Source organism: Dactylosporangium sp. CS-033363 (assembly GCF_050942475.1).
Classification (GTDB): domain Bacteria; phylum Actinomycetota; class Actinomycetes; order Mycobacteriales; family Micromonosporaceae; genus Dactylosporangium.
On sequence record NZ_CP192032.1, the window covers coordinates 8,437,405 to 8,452,732 of the forward strand.

Genomic DNA, 15,328 nt, shown 5'->3' on the forward strand with positions numbered 1-15,328 from the left:
GGCGCGGCGGGCACGGTAGCGCCCGGTCGCGCTTGCCGGGAGGGATGGTCCGGCGGGGATTTCCGCCCGAAAGACGTTGCATTCCGCGTCACTCGTTGCGCGCGGTCTCCGGACCGGTCATGCGGGACAGCAGCGGCAGCGTCGAGGCGATGATGGCCAGCGACATCGCCAGACCCAGCACCGTCAGCGCGTAGTACGGCCAGCCCGGCGCCGTCAGGGTGTAGTCCATCTGGGCGCGCAGGAACAGCTGGGCCGCGCCGAAGCCGGTGGCGGCGGCGAGGACGGCGACCGCCAGCAGCGGTACCGCCGACTCCAGGGCGATGACGCGGCGGAGCATGCGCAGCGGTACCCCGGTCAGGCGCAGCAGGCTGAACGGACGCTTGCGGTCGGCCAGGCCCGCCGCGACGCTCACGGCCAGGCTGCAGCCCGCGATCGGCAGGCTGAAGAGCATGATCACGTCGGCCAGGCGCTGGAAGAGGGCCATCTGGGTGCGTGAGTTGGTGCCGCGCTCGACGTCGGTCAGGGCCGGGACCTCGTACTCCGGGAAGGCCAGCACCATCGCCGTGCGCGCCCGTTCGGTGGTGGCGGGGTCCCCGTCGAGGCCGACGACGAACGTGTCCACCGGCAGGGTGGCCACCTGGTCGGCGGTGACCGGGGCGGTGGGCCAGACCGTGGCCGCGCCGACGCCCGAGCGGACCCGGTCGAAGCCGACGAGGTTCCCCCAGATCTGGGCGTACTGCGCGCCGGGTGCGCACCGGCCGTACTGCGGGATCCGGGCCAGCTCGGCGCACGCGATGAGGTTGGACGGGGAGCCCATGCTCTCGTCGGGATTTCTGGGCAGGGCGACGGCGAACGTCACGCCCTTGACCGCGGGCAGCTCGAGCGCGAGGCCGTCCTCGGCCGCGAACTGCACCAGCGTGACCGAGGCGAGCTCGCCGTAGTGCACGCCGCGCTCGTCGTTCATGGTGCCGATGACGCCCGTCGCGACGCTCACCACGAACAGGGCGAGCATCACGCCGCTGACGGCTCGGAACGCGGCCTGCGGGTTGTCGGCCAGGCGGCGGGCGGCGACCAGGGCGGGCAGCCGGCGGGCGCGGCGGGCCAGCAGGCGGGCGCCGACCATCGTCAGCCACGGGCCGGCGATGACGAGACCGACCATGACGAGCAGGAAGCCGGGCAGGAACGCCGCCGTCTGGCCGCTGGACGTCTCGGGGCGGCGGCCGATGAAGTACGCGAGCTCGAGCAGGCCGGCGACCAGTGGGATCAGCCGCCAGGCGCGCGGCGGCTTCGGGGTCACCTGGCGCACGACGCCGAGCGGGGAGATGCGCACCTGGCGCATGGCGAACGCGGCCGCGGCGACGGCACCGAGCGGGACGCCGAGCGCGATGAGCACGGCGATCACCGGCCCGGGCGAGATGTCGCCGGGGAAGAACCGCTCGGTGGTCAGCGGTACCGCCGCCATCGCCGAGCGCAGCGCCGGGAACAGCGCGAACCCGGCGATGGTGCCGACCACGGCCGCGGCGCCCGACTCGACCGCGGCGAGCTGGGTCACCTGGCGCGGCGTGGCCCCGATGAGTCGCATCGCCGCGAACCGCTGTTCCCGGCGGGTGGCGGAGAGGCGGGTCGCGGTACCGATGAAGACGAGCAGGGGAAAGAGCAACCCGCCAGCGATGACGGACAGGACCAGGTCCATGGCCGCGGCCGGAATCGCGAGCGGCTCGTTGGAGACCGCGGTGAGCTCGTGCGCGCGGGGGATCGCGGCGGCCTCGGCGGGGGTGCGCCCGACGACGATCACAAGAGAATCCGGCGACGGTACCGCGCCGCTGCCGATGATCCCCGCCTCCCGCCCCGGGAAGCGTGCCCCGAGCTCGTCGGCCGGATGGGTGGCGATGAGGTCGTGCAGCGCCTGGGTGACGTAGTACTCGCCGGGTGCGGGCAGCCGCGCGACACCGGGCACGGCCGGCGGATGGTCGCCCTTGAGCCCGACGTCGATCCGCCAGATGGAGGTGCCGGCGAAGAAGTCCTCGCGGTTGGCCCAGACGACCGGATCGGCCGCGGGTGCCCCGGCGGCCGGCGCGCCGCGCATCCACGCGCCCCGGCTCAGCTGCTTGTCGACCGCCAGGACGCCGGCCACGGTGGCGAGCAGCAGCCCGGTGCCGAGCGCGACGGCCACCGCGATGAGCACGAACCGCAGCAGTGCCTCCCGCCCGTTGGCGAGCGCGAGGCGCAGCCCGAGCCGGATCACGACCGCCCCCGCCCGGCGGTCAGGGCGTGCACGCGCCCGTCGCGGACGATGACCTCGCGGTCGGCGTAGACGGCGACCCGGGGCTCGTGGGTGACGAGCACGACCGTCGTACCGTGCTCCCGCGCCGCCGCCACCATGAGGTCCATGACCTGCTCGCCGGTGAGCGAGTCGAGCGATCCCGTCGGCTCGTCGGCGAACAGCACCCGCGGCCGGTTGATCATGCCCCGGGCGAGCGCGACCCGCTGGGCCTGCCCGCCGGACAGCTCGCCCGACCGGCGGAGCTCCATCCCGGCCAGCCCGAGCCGCTCCAGCCAGCCGCGCGCCGCGCGCAGGGCCTCGCCGCGCCGCGCGCCGCCGAGCAGCAGGGGCAGCGCGACGTTCTCCTCGACGGTCAGCTCGGGTACCAGCTGCCCGAACTGAAACACGAACCCGAATCGCTCCCGGCGCAGGGTGCTGCGCTCGTGCTCGCCGAGCCGATCGATGCGCCGGCCGTCGAAGCGGACCTCGCCGCCGTCCGGGACGAGAATCCCGGCCAGGCAGTGCAGGAGGGTCGTCTTGCCCGAGCCGGACGGGCCCATGACGGCGACGATCTCGCCCGGCTCCGCCTCGAACGTCGCGCCGCGCAGGGCCGGGGTCTCGCCGAAGGACAGTACGACATCGCGGGCCTCGATCAGGATGCTCATCTGCGCACCAGCCCGGCCAGGTGGTCGAGGCGGGCGACGGTGAGCTCGATCCAGCGCAGGTCGGCCTCGAGGTGGAACAGCCCGTGATCGGCCAGCATCGCCTCGATGAGGTCGTCGCCCTTCTTGATGTCGTGCAGCTCGCGCATCCGGGCCAGGTGGGCGGCGCGCTGCATGTCGAGGTACTCCCCGGCCGGCCGGTCCAGCATCAGCGACAGCATCACCTTGGAGAACAGCACCGTCTGCAGGTGCGGCTCGGGCTCGACGGGCTGGGCCAGCCAGGCGTCGACCTCGGTCGCCCCGAGCTCGGTGATCACGTACCGCTTGCGCTCCGGCCCCTCCCCCGCCTCGACCTCGCTGATCACGACCTTCCCGTCGCGGGCGAGCCGGCCCAGGGTCGAGTACACCTGCCCGAACGGCAGCGGCCGGCCGCGGCCGAAGAACGTGTCGTAGTCGCGCTTGAGGTCGTAGCCGTGGCTGGGCTCGCGCTCGAGCAGGCCCAGCAGCGTGAGAGGAACGCTCATGCCGCTGACCATACACCGCGGATATACACCCGGTATATACCTCGGGGTGATAGTCGATAAGTCGGGCGCTGACGCGCCGCGACTTATCGCATTTTTCGCCCGACGAGCGATAAATCGGATTTGTCCAGATGGAGGCCACCCGCGGTCGGGCGTGTCACGCGGGCCGAGCCGAACGGACAGCGGCCACCCCCGCCGCCGGGCGTGTCACGCGGGCCGAGCCGCACGGAGGCCACCCCACGGCCCGGGCGTGTCACGCGGGTCGAGCCAAATGGAGGCCACCCCCGGCCCGCGGCGTGTCACGCGAGTCGAGCCGAACGCAGGCCACCCCCCGGCCCGCGGCGTGTCACGCGAGTCGAGCCTTCCCACAAGCGCGTCCCGAGGCGCGCGTCAACAAGCAGCGGCAAAGCCGCGAACCGCAGGCCGCGACCTACCGGACGCGAGCGACCGCGCCGAAGCAGGCCACCTCTTCAGCCGAAGGCCGAGGCCCAGGAACGTCATCGGCATGCCAGTACGCCACCGACGCGACCCCCGGCGGCACCAGCTCGAACCCGGACAGCAGCTCCGCGAACCGAGCCCCGGTCCGAGCCTGGAACCGCCCGTCCGCATTGTTCGCGGTAAGCGCCGCGATGGCCTCGGCAGGCAGGTACTCCCACGTGGCATGCGAGGCCACCAGGAAGCTCCCAGGAGCCAGCGCCCCCGTCAGCTTGTCGATGATCTCCTGCGGATGCTCGTCCTCGCGAATGAAGTGCAGCACCGCCACCAGCAGCAACGCGACGGGCCGGGACAGGTCCAGCGTCCCCGCGAGGTCGGCGTTGCCCAGGATGGAAGCCGGATCCCGCAGATCCCCGTCGATGTACGCGTTCCGGCCGCCGGGCCCGCTGGTCAGCAGGGCGCGCGCGTGGGTGAGGACGATCGGGTCGTTGTCCACGTACACGACGCGGCTGGACGGATCGACCGCCTGCGCGATCTCGTGGGTGTTGTTCGGCGCCGGGATGCCCGTGCCGATGTCGAGGAACTGCCGGATGCCCTGGTCGGCCAGCCATCGCACGGCCCGGCCCATGAACGCGCGGTTCTCCACCGCCATGAGCTTGACGCCCGGCATGGCCGCCGCGATCGCGTCGCCGGACGCGCGGTCGGCGGCGAAGTGGTCCTTGCCGCCCAGCCAGTAGTTGTACCGCCGGGCCGGATGCGCGACCGAGGTGTCGATGCGCGCCCGGGCGTCGTCCGCAGTGTCCATCAAGGCTCATCGTAGTCACCGACGCCACAGATTCGTCAACGCGCCGACGGGCAGGGGTATGGGTACGCTCGCGCCGTGAGGGTTGCGGTGGTGGCACACCGGAAGAAGACGCTCGGCGGCGGCCTGGACCAGTTGCGGCGCGAGCTGGAGCGGGCGGGCGTCGGCGAGTTCGGCTGGCATGAGGTACCCAAGAGCAAAAAAGCTCCCAAGAAGGTCCGCAAAGCGGTCGAATCCGGCGCGGATCTGCTGTTCGTGTGGGGCGGCGACGGGATGGTCCAGCGCTGCGTGGACGCCGTCGCGGGCACCGGCGTGACGATCGCGATCATCCCGGCCGGCACCGCGAACCTGTTCGCCACCGCGCTGCGCATCCCCCGCGACGTCCGCGCGGCGGTGGACGTGGGGCTGCGGGGCGAGCGCCGGCGGTACGACCTCGGCAAGATCGAGGGCGAGCACTTCGCCGTGATGGCGGGGGCCGGCTTCGACGCGGCGATGATCGAGGACGCCGACCAGCACCTGAAGCGGCGGGCCGGGCGGTTCGCCTACTGGCGCACCGCACTGCGGCACGTGGGGGACGCCCCGGTGCACACGATCGTGCACCTGGACGACCAGCCCTGGTTCGAGGGCCCCTCGACCTGCCTGCTGCTGGGCAACATCGGCCGGATCTCCGGCGGCATCAAGGCCTTCGACGACGCCAGCCCGTTCGACGGCCGGCTCGAGGTGGGCGTGACCACGGCCCGCGGCGCGCTGCAGTGGGCGCGCACGATCGGCACCATGGCCACCGGCCGCACCGATCGCTCACGGTTCGTGCGCATGGGCAGCGCCCGCAAGGTGTACGCCGAGTTCGCCGAACCCGTCCTGCTCGAACTCGACGGCGGCGCCCGCAAACGGGTCAAGCGCCTGGAGGCCGAGGCGGTCCCCCAGGCGGTGACCATCGCGGTACCGAAACAAAAGTGACCTAGACGAACGTGAACAGGGGCTCGGCGAGCTCGTGCACGCCGACCCCGATCTCCATGTCCACCGGCGCGTCGAACGCCACCTCCCGGAAGCCCGCCTCGGCGAACCAGCCGCGGATCGCCGGCGTGACGTCGCCGGAGCGCCGGTGCCGCGTCCAGATGACCCGCGCGCCGGGCAGGCACATGCCGGGAAGCGCGGATACGGTACGGCGAATGTCCCGCTCGGACACGTTCCCGAACACGCCACAGACGAGCAGCACGTCGGCGGGCAGGAACCCGGCGTACGCCGCGGCCGTCCCGGCATCGCCCTCCACGACCTCGAGCCCGCTGCCCGCGAGCCGCTCCCGCGCGGACGCGACGTTGGCCGGGTCGAGCTCGACCAGCCGCCCGACCACGTCCCCGCGCCGCGGATGCCCCTCCAGCGCCCCGGCCACGTCCCGCCCCTGACCAGCGCACATGCTGACGAGCCGGATCGGTCCGGCCGGCCGCGCGGCGATCGCGGCGGCCACGTGCCCGGTCACCAGCCGCAACCGCTCGGCCAGGAACGAGCCGGGCCGGTCGTAGTCGTCGTGCCAGCGCACCCAGTGACTCGCCGCTGAACCCATCGCGAACTCCTCCGTGGTGATGTGTGACGTGTGCCGTCTGGCCGGTTGCCAGCTCCCGTGGTCCGGTAGCCTGCAAAGTATGGTGCTGAGGACCCCCGAAACGGAGGCCGGCGCCGCCGGGCTCGCTGCGATCCTGGACCGCCCGCAGGAGGCGTCGCTCGCGTTCGACTTCGACGGCGTGCTCTCGCCGATCGTGGCCGACCCCGGGCTGTCCCGCCCCTACCCGGGCGTCGTCGCCGCGCTGGGCCGCCTCGCGGAGCTGGTGGGGTCGGTGTCGATCATCACCGGACGGCCCGTCGCCGACGTGCTGCGCCTGGGGGACCTGGGCGATCTGGCCGCGCTCGAGCACTTCTCGATCTTCGGCGTGTACGGCATGCAGCGCTGGGACTGGGCCACCCGCACGGTCGCCTCGGAGCCGGTGCCGGCCGGGGTCGCCGCGGCCCGCGCGCAGCTGCCGGCGCTGCTGGCGGCGTCCGGATTCGCCGGCGTGTCCATCGAGGACAAGGCGATGTCGGTGGCCGTGCACACCCGCCGGGCCGACGCGCCGCAGGAGGCGTTCGCCGCGCTCCGCGAGCCCCTGGCCGAGCTGGCCGGGCGGCACGGGCTGGCCGTCGAGCCGGGCCGGATGGTGCTGGAGCTGCGGCCGCCGGGCATCGACAAGGGTCACGCGCTGGAGGCGATCGTGGCCGGGCACGCGGCGCGCGCGGTCGCGTACTTCGGCGACGACCTCGGCGACCTGGCCGCCTTCGACGCGGTCGAGCGGCTCCGGGAGACGGGCGTCGCCGGGCTCAAGGTGTGCAGTGGGTCCGACGAGGTCCCGCGCCTCGCCGAGCGGGCCGACCTCATCGTGGACGGCCCGCCGGGCGTGCTGGCGTTCGTCGAGAGCCTCAACGAGCGCCTCAAGTAAGTCGAGCGCCTCAAGTAGGTGCGGGTCGGCGGCCAGCGCCGTGGCGACATTTGAGCAGTCATTACCGCTGCTGTTGCGATATCTGTCGTACCCCGATGTGGAATCGGAGGGGCTGTCGCCGAGCCTGACTCAGTCCCGCAGGTCCTCAGTACACCGCCCCGAACCCGTTGCGGTCAAAGCATTTACGCCGCGAACAGCGAGGCATAGACCAGCCGCGACCCGTCGGTGACGAACTGCCCCGCGACCGCGCCACTGTCCACCGTGGACAGCCGCAGGCCGAGGTACCGCTCCTCCTCCACCGGCTCCCCCGGCTGCCAGTCCGCGGCCGCCAGCCAGGCGCTCACCTCGTCGGCGACGCTCCCCCGCCGCGCCGCGAGCTCGGCCCGCAGCCCGGCGAGGCTGTCCGCACGCAGCGGCCGGCCTTCATCCGCCGGCGCATCGCGGAACCACGCCGCCGGACCGTAGGCGAAGCACACCAGCGCGGCCCACACGTCCTCGAAATACTCCGGGTCGGGCGCGAGCTCCACCCCGGCCAGCCGGTCCCCGACGAAGAACAGCGCTCCGAGCTGCTCATCAAGAAGCTCAAGCCTGCTCCGGTACTGCGTGAGCCCCGCCCGCTGCCGCGTCAGCACCTGCTCGAGGTGGCCCCGCGCCGGCAACCCGTGGCCCCGGTTGAACGCGGCGATGTCGTTCCAGAGCTTGCTGTACTGGCTCTGGGTCCGCAGCCGCAGCGCCGCCGCCCGCAACTCGACCGGCAGCACGAAGAACCACTGGTCGTCGCGGCCGGCGAGGTACCCGCCCTGCGACTCCTGCACGCAGCACGCGTCGTCGAAGCGCAGCGTCTGCCCGGCCCCGATGAACGCCGACCGGCACAGCGCGTGGTTCTGCGCCGCGTCCTGGATGTAGCCCACGTGCAGCGGCACGATCGCGACGCCTGAGGACGCCGGGTTGGCCAGCTCGACCTGGCCGTACGTGACGACCCGGCCGAGCTTCAACCCGCGCCGCGGCGCCACGATGCCCGGGTACGACGGGCCGAACACGGGCACCATGGTCAGCGCGCCGGCCTGCTGCGGCGTGCCGAGCCGGTAGCCGGCCACGTCGATCGCGCGCGGGAGCATGACGAGCTCGCTCATCGCGGTACACCTTCCAATGCGGTTTCCAGTGCGGCGAGGCGGCGCCGCAGTTCCAGCCCGACCCAGCGGCCCGCCTCCGGACCGTCCACCTGGGACAGCATCCAGAGCACCAGGCCGGCCAGGTCGCCGGAGTGCCAGAACGTGCGCAGCGGCAGCCCGCCGGCGGCCCGGCGCAGCGCGAGGTCGTCGGCCCGGCCGAACGCGGCCTGGCAGAACACGACCGGCGCGGCGATCCCGGCCCCGGGCAGCGCCGCGGCGACGCGGGCGAGGTCGCCCGGGTACACGTTCTCGTACCCGTCGGACGCCACCGCGATGACATCGGGCCCGGTCTCGGCGGCGTCGAGCACCGCGGAGGCCAGGTCGGTGGCGCCACCCGGCCGCCCGTCCACGCCGCCGGCCTCGACGACCACCAGCCCGGGCGCGACCCGCTCCAGCACCATGCGCAGCGCGGCGACCTGCGAGAGCACGGCCCACTCCCGGGTGCCGTACCCGCGCATCGACGCCGACTGGTCGACCACGAGCGCGATCCGCCCGTCGTACCGCGGCATCCCGTCGGTGATCGCCCGCGCGTAGCCGTCGGCCGCCGCGAGCAGCTCCCCGGCCGGCCCGCCCCGATAGAGGTGCACGAGCGTGGCGGCGAGGTCGCCACGGTTGGTCGCGGTCACGGTGCCGGGCCGCTCCCCCGCGAGCTCGAAGTCGAGCAATGCCCCCGGCAGCGCGACGTCCACACTGGACGGCTCGTAGAGCGCGGCCAAAGTGGACAGTCCGAAGTGGCCGCCCACGCCACGGCCCGCATCACCAGCCGTGCCGCTCGCCGCTCGGGGTCCGCGGGCCGTGGCCGGAACGTCGGCGGCGGCGTCGGCCGTCGCGGGAACGTCGGCCGCGGTCAGGGCCGCGTACCGTCCCCGGGCGGTGGCCTTGCCCAGCGCGTGCTCGAAGCAGTCCACGGCCAGTCCGCGCCGGGCACCCACGATCTCGGCCGCGCGCGGGTGCTCGAACAGCACCGCGAGCGCGACCCGGGTGACGTGCTTGTGGTTGGCGCGCCGCCGCCGGGCCGCGAGCAGCACGGTGAGCACGTCGGCCGGCGCCAGCCCGAGCGCGAGCACCCGGGCGACCCGGTTCAGCGTCTCGCGCGGCCCGGGCTCCAGCCCGGCCCAGGACGCGGTCAGCAGCCGCAGCAGCACCCGCGCCCGCTGTCCACTGTGGATGCCGGGCCCGAGCGCGGACAGCGCATAGGCAACGGGATCGCGCCGGTACGCGGCCGCGTGCAGGTCCTCGTCATCCCAGACGACGGCACCCGCGCGGGGCACGCGCAGCACCCCGTCGTGGCGCCGCAGGTGATGCACGAAGATGTCGGTCACGCCACGGACGATAGGCCCGCGAAAATCGATGGACCCAGCGGATTTCGATGTGCGTCAGCGCGGCAGGCGCTGCAGGATCATCCGGGCCATCTCGGCCACCAGCGCGCCGTCCTCGGTGTGCGCGAACTCCATCGCACGGTGCGACCCGCGCCCGCACACCGCCGCCGTGTACCGCGGCGCCACCACCACGAACGCGCACTCCTCGACCGCGGCCCCCGGCCCCTCGGCGAACCGCACCCCGGGCCCGACCGCCGCCGGATGCAGCGGCGCCACCAGCCCGACGAACGCGGCCCGATCGGCCAGCCCGGTCAGCGAGGGCAGCCACGACCGGGCAGTGACGGCGTCGGTGCAGGAGGCGAGCACCACGGCCCCGCTCCCGGCCCGCCGCATCACGTGCTCGAGGTGCGCCGCGAACGCCTCGGGGTTCGCCGCCCGCACCTTCCCGCGCGCCTCGGCCGCCGCGAACGGCGTACCCGCCGGCAGATGCACGTCGGGCCGCGACTCCCGCAGCGCGTGCGACCCGGGCGCCGACACGAACGGCGCCACGCCGGCAAGCGGACCGCGACCGCCCTCAGGCCGCGCCGGCCGCCCGGACGCCGGGACGAACGGCGCCACGCCGGCAAGCGGACCACGATCGCCCTCAGGCCGCGCCGGCCGCCCGGACGCCGGGACGAACGGCGCCACGTCGGCAAGCGGCCCGGGTCCGCCGAAGTACAGGCCCTGGCCCCAGTGCGCCCCGAGCGCCCGCGCGTTGGCGAGGTCCTCCAGCGTCTCGATGCCCTCGGCCACGATCAGCGCCCCGGTCCGCTCGGCCACCGCGTTCACCGCGGCCACCACCTCCACGGTCCGCGGCGCGTGCGGGGCCCGCAGCAGCTGCAGGTCGAGCTTGACGACCTCCGGCTCGAGCAGCGGCAGGAACGCCAGCGACATCGGGTCCGCGCCCACGTCGTCGAGGGCAAGACAGTGCCCCTGCGCCTGTACCGCCGCCGCCAGCTGCAACAGCCCCGCCGGATGGGCCGACAGGGCGCGCTCGGTGTACTCCAGCACGATCCGGAACGGCGACGCGGCCATGAGTTCCCGCAGCCGCGCCGACAGCGGCTGGTCGATGACGGCCGGCTCGGCGTTGACGAACACGAGCGGCGGCGGCGACCCGGCCGCCCGGGCGGCCTCCAGCGCCCGCTCGGCGCACAGCGTGTCGAGCTCGGCCAGCCGCCCGGCCGCGACCGCCGCGGCGAAGAGGTCCCGCGCCCGCCACAACCCGGACCCGATCGGCCCCCGGGCGAGCGCCTCGACCCCGACCGGCCGCAGGTCCGTGAGCTCGACGATCGGCTGGAACAATGGCTCGACGGCCCGCTCGGCCAGCACCCGCTCGATGGTCCAGGTATCGGCCCCGGCATCCAGACCGCGGCCCGGCGAAGTCCCGACATCGATGCCACGGCCCGGCGAAGTCCCGACATCGAGGCCGCCGCGCGGCGAAGTCCCGCGATCGAGGCCGCCGCCCGGCGAAGTCCCGGCACCGAAGCCACGGCCTGGCACCGCGTCAGCACCACGGCCGCGGCCCGGCGAAGCGTCGGCGTCGAGGGGCTGGGCGGGCGCCAGGCCGGCGAGCTTCATGACGGCCGCCCGCGACACGATCGCGACCGTCTGGTCCTCCAGCAGGCTGAGCGGCGTGACCTCGACCGTGTCGTCGTCGGGCCCGATGCCGCTCGGCGCCGGCGCACCCCGGCCGCGCAGCACGTTGCGGGAGGCGAGGGACCGGCTGACCCGCGAGCGGAACGAGGACGGCCGCAGCGGCGTGGGTGCCGGCATGGACACGGAGGGTGAGGGTGCGGTAGGCGCGGGAGGGACGCTCGGCCGGTCTTGGGCCTGCATGCCAACCTCCCGGCTCGACACCACCGTGTGCCCCGCTCCCCACGACACCCTAGTCCCTGATCCAGTGCCGAACCAGCCACGCAGCTCAGGGGTGGGTCACACCTGATACATCGAGCGAGGTCGCGCGGACGCAACACGCAGCCGGCGCACAAACCGGCCGCGACCCCGGGAAGTATCCCTGGCCGCGGCCGGAGTGCGGGCGGGTCAGGCGGTCGCGGCGATCACCTCGACCGACTTCGTGTCGGCGTTGATCGCCGCCGTCGAGTACGAGCAGTCACGGAGGCGCTTCTGGGAGTACAACAGGGTCTGGTCCGTGTATTGCGGCGAGTTGCGGTCCCCGGACTCGGAGTAGGTGAGGATGCACTTCGCCGACGGGCCGCTGCTGGTGTAGGCCAGCGTGAGCAGGAAGCTCGTCCCGTAGTTCACGACGTAGCCCTTGTCGGTCAGGTCGCTGCCCGGCACGAAGGTGCCCGGGTCCATGAACGGCTCGAGCGAGGAACCCGGCATCACCTGGTACTGCGCCATGTTGGCGATGCCGATGTTCTCCGTGGAGCCGGGGACCGGGATCTTCTGGCCGTTCTTCACGGTGTACTGCACCTGCGACATCGGCACGTTCAGCGCCAGCCCCACGGCGCGCATCCGCTGCATGCCGCGGGCCAGGCCCTGCAGCAGGGCGTCGGGCGAGGCGGGGGCGCCGCGCGGGGTGCGGGTCGGGTCGGCCGGGTTGAACGGCACCCCGAACAGCGGGCCGGCCTGGTTCAGCGGGTCGGCCTCGGGGTTGGCCGCGACGACGGCGCCGACGGTCTCCCGCCAGAGCACCGCGCCCCGGCTGGCGAGCTCGAACTGCTTGTCCCAGGAGGCGAGGACGCTGCACCCGGCGCTGATGTCGACCGCGGTGCCGTCCACGACCACGGGCGTGTGGCCGCGGGCCTGGCAGGAGGAGACCGTGTAGGCGGCCAGCTGGGCGGCCGTGTAGGTATCCCCGGACAGGATCGTCGTGCCCAGCCCGGCCAGGTCGAACTTGGGCTGGCTGTTGATGAGCTTGACGTTCTGCCGCGAGCGGACCGTCAGCGGCGTGCCCTCCGGGCCCTGCAGCGGCGTGAAGCCGGTCAGGAACTGGTTGGCGTTGGGCACCCAGTGGCTGTCGTTGGAGTTGAAGACGTAGTCGCGGCGGGTCAGCTGCGGCTGCCGGGCGAACGGCACCAGCCCCGGCGAGCGGGCGCCGGGCGCGTTGACCCAGGCGTTGGCGCTGTTGCTGCCGTCGAGCAGGCCGAGCGGGTTGCTCGCCCACTCCGCGATCGAGGCCGGCGAGAGGTTCGGCGTCGGCGAGGAGTCGGTGTAGAACGCGTTGCCGGACGAGTCGGTGGCGATCGTGTTCACCCACGGGATGCCCTGGTTGGCCGCGATGGCGTTCTTCAGGCCGTTGGTGTCGCTCGCGCGGGCCATGGCCAGCCAGGTCGGGATGAGCTTGTCGTTGTCGATGTTCGCGTCGCGGTAGGTGATCGCGGAGAACTCGTTCCAGCCCAGCGAGGGGTCGATCGCCGAGAGGTCGAGCACCGGGCCGTACCGCGTCGAGTACATCGTGCGCGTCACGTCGGCCAGCGAACCGTTGGGCTGCTTGACCTTCAGCGTCACCGGCTTGCCGGTCATCGCCTCCGGGGTGCCGTCCACGGTGTACTTCGTGGGCTGCCCCGGCACCAGGTTCACCGAGTAGAACGTGTAGCGGGCGCCGGCCGCGACCGTGTGCGTCCACGCGACCTTGTCGGTGAAGCCGATCTGCACGCCGGGCAGGCCGCCGAGGCTCGCGCCGTAGACGTTGAGGCTGCTGCCCACCGTCAGGTGCGACTCCCAGAAGCGCAGCTCGCCCTCCCACGGGAAGTGCGGGTTGCCGATGAGCATGCCCTTGCCGCTCTGCGACTTGTCGGCGCCGAGGGCCCAGCCGTTGCTCGACACCGCCCGGCTCTGCTCGGTCAGCTGGGCGAAGTCGTCCTTGACCTGCTGCTTGGACACGGCCAGGGCGGCGGCCGACGGGGGCGCCGCGGCCGCGATCGGGGCCAGCAGCGCGCCGCCGCTGGCCAGCAGGGCGATGTCGCGGTCGTACGCGAGCAGGTCCACCGCGGACATCGGCTTGACCCACGGCTGACCGGCGCACCAGCCCGGCACGCGGCTTGCGCCCTTGGTGGCCAGGAAGGCGTTGTACCCGCGCACGAAGCCGTTGACCATGTCGCGGGTGTCGCCGGTCATCGTGGCCGCCTGCGCGGCCGCCTTGTCCATGACGCCGAGGTTGGCGTAGGCGAAGTCGGTGGCGAGGTTGGCGTTGTCCGGGCCCGGCCCGAAGTAGCGGGAGCGCTCGCTGCGCACCTTGACGACCTGGTCGGCGAGGTCGCAGAAGCGGTCCTCGGCGTAGGCCCAGGCCTGCCCGAAGGCGACCGAGCCCAGGTTCGAGGCGGTGATGTGGGGCACCCCGTAGGAGGTGCGCTTGATGACGGCGGCGTATCCGCCGGCGGCGACCGCATCGGCGGCCGCGGAGGCCGATCCGGCGGTGGCGGCGACGACGGTGGTGGATAAGAGCGCCGCGGCGGCAAGCGCGGTGGCGACCCGGCGGGTTCCGGACACTATTCCTCCGTGGGACCAGGGGAAAGACCGCAGGACGGATGGAAACGGAGCGCGTCAACCACAGTACGCAGCGTCATCACTGGTTTCAATGGCCACACCAGTCACACAACGGATCATTGGTGCATCGAAACCGTTGAATCTTGATGCATAGACTGTGGTATATGCTCCGGTGCCGCCGAGGGTCACCCGGTCGCCGGCCCGCAGGTCGGCCGAGAGCTCGACGTCGAACATGATGGTGTCCTGGCTGTCACACGTCGGCCCGGTCAGGTGGAACCGGTCGCGGGCCGCCCCGGCCCGGCTGTCGGCGACGGGAAATCGCAGCTCATTGCCGGTTTCCAGGCTCTCCATCAGGCCGTTGAAGGCGCCCACGTCGAGGTGCGCCCAGCGCCGCCCGCCGCGCACGGCGGTGCCGATCACGGTCGTGTGCAGCGTCCCGGCCTCGGCCACGAGCGCCCGCCCGGGCTCGCAGACGGCGGCCACGGGATATGGAAGATCGGCCAATGCGGCGCCGATCACCGCACCATAGTCCGCCATCGGCGGGATTTTTCCGGTGTACCGCGCGGGAAATCCGCCGCCGAGGTTCACCATTTGCAAGAAGACATCTTCGGCCGCCAATTTGGACATCAGGTACCCGACGGCCCGCAGCGGCGCGCGCCACGCGTGCGGCAGCAGCATCTGGGAGCCCACGTGGAAGGCCGCGCCGTACGGCCGCAGCCCCCGCTCGCGCGCGGCCAGCATGAGCGTCACGGCGTGGTCGGCGTCGACGCCGAACTTGCCCTCGCTCGGCACGCCGCTGCGGATCTGGTGCGCGGCCAGCCGCACCACGACGGCGGCCCCGGGCGCGGCCACGGCGAGCTTGTCCAGCTCGTCCTCGGAGTCGAAGGAGTAGCGCCACACGCCGGCCGCGTGCTGCCGGGCGATGTGCGGCAGCGGCTTGACCGGGTTGCTCGACAGCACCTGGGCCGGGTCGGCGCCGATGGCGAGCAGCGCGTCGAGCTCGGCCGCGGAGGCGATCTCGAACCGGCCGCCCAGCGCGTGCAGCAGCCCGAGGATCTCGGGGTGCGGGTTGCATTTCATCGCGTAGTGCACCGCCACGCCCGGCAACGCGGAGATGAATTCACGGTACGCGGCGGCCACCCGATCCAGGTCGATGACCAGCTCAGGGGGTGTCGGGAAGGCATCGAGGCGGTCCATG

The 15,328-nt window shown here is 73.1% G+C and carries 12 protein-coding genes; 2 read left to right on the forward strand and 10 right to left on the reverse strand.

Annotation, left to right across the window (positions count from 1 at the left end; translation table 11 throughout):
- Positions 1–88: 88 nt before the first annotated feature.
- The 4 genes from ACQPZ4_RS38820 to ACQPZ4_RS38835 all read right to left on the reverse strand — a co-directional run bounded on the left by ACQPZ4_RS38820 (position 89) and on the right by ACQPZ4_RS38835 (position 4,686).
- Positions 89–2,245, reverse strand: coding sequence for an FtsX-like permease family protein (locus ACQPZ4_RS38820; protein ID WP_433047555.1), 2,157 nt, complete (start codon positions 2,243–2,245; stop codon positions 89–91).
- A complete protein-coding gene (locus ACQPZ4_RS38825; protein WP_433047558.1) occupies positions 2,242–2,928 on the reverse strand; it encodes an ABC transporter ATP-binding protein in 687 nt (228 codons plus the stop codon). Before ACQPZ4_RS38825 ends, ACQPZ4_RS38820 begins: the two co-directional genes overlap by 4 nt.
- Positions 2,925–3,449: a PadR family transcriptional regulator gene (locus ACQPZ4_RS38830; protein WP_433047561.1), complete on the reverse strand. Its 525-nt coding sequence runs from the start codon at positions 3,447–3,449 to the stop codon at positions 2,925–2,927. The genes ACQPZ4_RS38825 and ACQPZ4_RS38830 overlap by 4 nt, the downstream gene beginning before the upstream one ends.
- Positions 3,450–3,876: 427 nt before the next feature.
- Positions 3,877–4,686, reverse strand: coding sequence for an SAM-dependent methyltransferase (locus ACQPZ4_RS38835; RefSeq protein ID WP_433047564.1), 810 nt, complete (start codon positions 4,684–4,686; stop codon positions 3,877–3,879).
- A 75-nt stretch (positions 4,687–4,761) separates the two neighbouring features.
- On the opposite strand from ACQPZ4_RS38835, the gene ACQPZ4_RS38840 reads away from it, so the two are divergent.
- On the forward strand, positions 4,762–5,640 hold the full coding sequence (locus tag ACQPZ4_RS38840; protein ID WP_433047567.1) for a diacylglycerol/lipid kinase family protein: 879 nt from the start codon (positions 4,762–4,764) through the stop codon (positions 5,638–5,640).
- A 1-nt stretch (position 5,641) separates the two neighbouring features.
- On the opposite strand, the gene ACQPZ4_RS38845 is transcribed toward ACQPZ4_RS38840, so the two are convergent.
- Entirely contained in the window at positions 5,642–6,244 is a 603-nt protein-coding gene (locus tag ACQPZ4_RS38845; protein WP_433047570.1) for an SAM-dependent methyltransferase, read from the reverse strand.
- Positions 6,245–6,323: 79 nt separating this feature from the next.
- Here ACQPZ4_RS38845 and otsB point away from each other — a divergent pair, with 79 nt between their 5' ends.
- Positions 6,324–7,151, forward strand: a complete 828-nt coding sequence (otsB, locus tag ACQPZ4_RS38850; protein WP_433047573.1) for a trehalose-phosphatase — start codon at positions 6,324–6,326, stop codon at positions 7,149–7,151.
- 182 nt (positions 7,152–7,333) lie between these two features.
- On the opposite strand, the gene ACQPZ4_RS38855 is transcribed toward otsB, so the two are convergent.
- The 5 genes from ACQPZ4_RS38855 to ACQPZ4_RS38875 form a co-directional block, all read right to left on the reverse strand.
- Positions 7,334–8,284 (reverse strand): ARPP-1 family domain-containing protein, encoded by a 951-nt coding sequence (locus ACQPZ4_RS38855; protein WP_433047576.1) that lies wholly within the window; start codon positions 8,282–8,284, stop codon positions 7,334–7,336.
- Complete coding sequence (locus ACQPZ4_RS38860; protein WP_433047579.1) at positions 8,281–9,645, reverse strand: hypothetical protein; 1,365 nt, start codon at positions 9,643–9,645, stop codon at positions 8,281–8,283. Before ACQPZ4_RS38860 ends, ACQPZ4_RS38855 begins: the two co-directional genes overlap by 4 nt.
- Positions 9,646–9,699: 54 nt before the next feature.
- Complete coding sequence (locus ACQPZ4_RS38865; RefSeq protein WP_433047582.1) at positions 9,700–11,454, reverse strand: EAL domain-containing protein; 1,755 nt, start codon at positions 11,452–11,454, stop codon at positions 9,700–9,702.
- A gap of 267 nt (positions 11,455–11,721) precedes the next feature.
- Positions 11,722–14,133: a penicillin acylase family protein gene (locus ACQPZ4_RS38870; protein ID WP_433047585.1), complete on the reverse strand. Its 2,412-nt coding sequence runs from the start codon at positions 14,131–14,133 to the stop codon at positions 11,722–11,724.
- A 54-nt stretch (positions 14,134–14,187) separates the two neighbouring features.
- The gene (locus ACQPZ4_RS38875; RefSeq protein WP_433047588.1) at positions 14,188–15,327 is read right to left on the reverse strand and encodes a type III PLP-dependent enzyme; all 1,140 of its coding nucleotides are present in this window, start codon (positions 15,325–15,327) and stop codon (positions 14,188–14,190) included.
- Position 15,328 lies beyond the last annotated feature (1 nt).

Excerpts from the sequence above, each read along its gene's own strand:
- ACQPZ4_RS38825 (WP_433047558.1), bottom strand. The coding sequence starts at position 2,928 with ATGAGCATCCTGATCGAGGCCCGCGATGTCGTACTGTCCTTCGGCGAG.
- ACQPZ4_RS38830 (WP_433047561.1), bottom strand. The coding sequence starts at position 3,449 with ATGAGCGTTCCTCTCACGCTGCTGGGCCTGCTCGAGCGCGAGCCCAGC.
- ACQPZ4_RS38835 (WP_433047564.1), bottom strand. The coding sequence starts at position 4,686 with ATGGACACTGCGGACGACGCCCGGGCGCGCATCGACACCTCGGTCGCG.
- ACQPZ4_RS38845 (WP_433047570.1), bottom strand. The coding sequence starts at position 6,244 with ATGGGTTCAGCGGCGAGTCACTGGGTGCGCTGGCACGACGACTACGAC.
- otsB (WP_433047573.1), top strand. The coding sequence starts at position 6,324 with ATGGTGCTGAGGACCCCCGAAACGGAGGCCGGCGCCGCCGGGCTCGCT.
- ACQPZ4_RS38855 (WP_433047576.1), bottom strand. The coding sequence starts at position 8,284 with ATGAGCGAGCTCGTCATGCTCCCGCGCGCGATCGACGTGGCCGGCTAC.
- ACQPZ4_RS38865 (WP_433047582.1), bottom strand. The coding sequence starts at position 11,454 with ATGCCGGCACCCACGCCGCTGCGGCCGTCCTCGTTCCGCTCGCGGGTC.
- ACQPZ4_RS38875 (WP_433047588.1), bottom strand. The coding sequence starts at position 15,327 with ATGGACCGCCTCGATGCCTTCCCGACACCCCCTGAGCTGGTCATCGAC.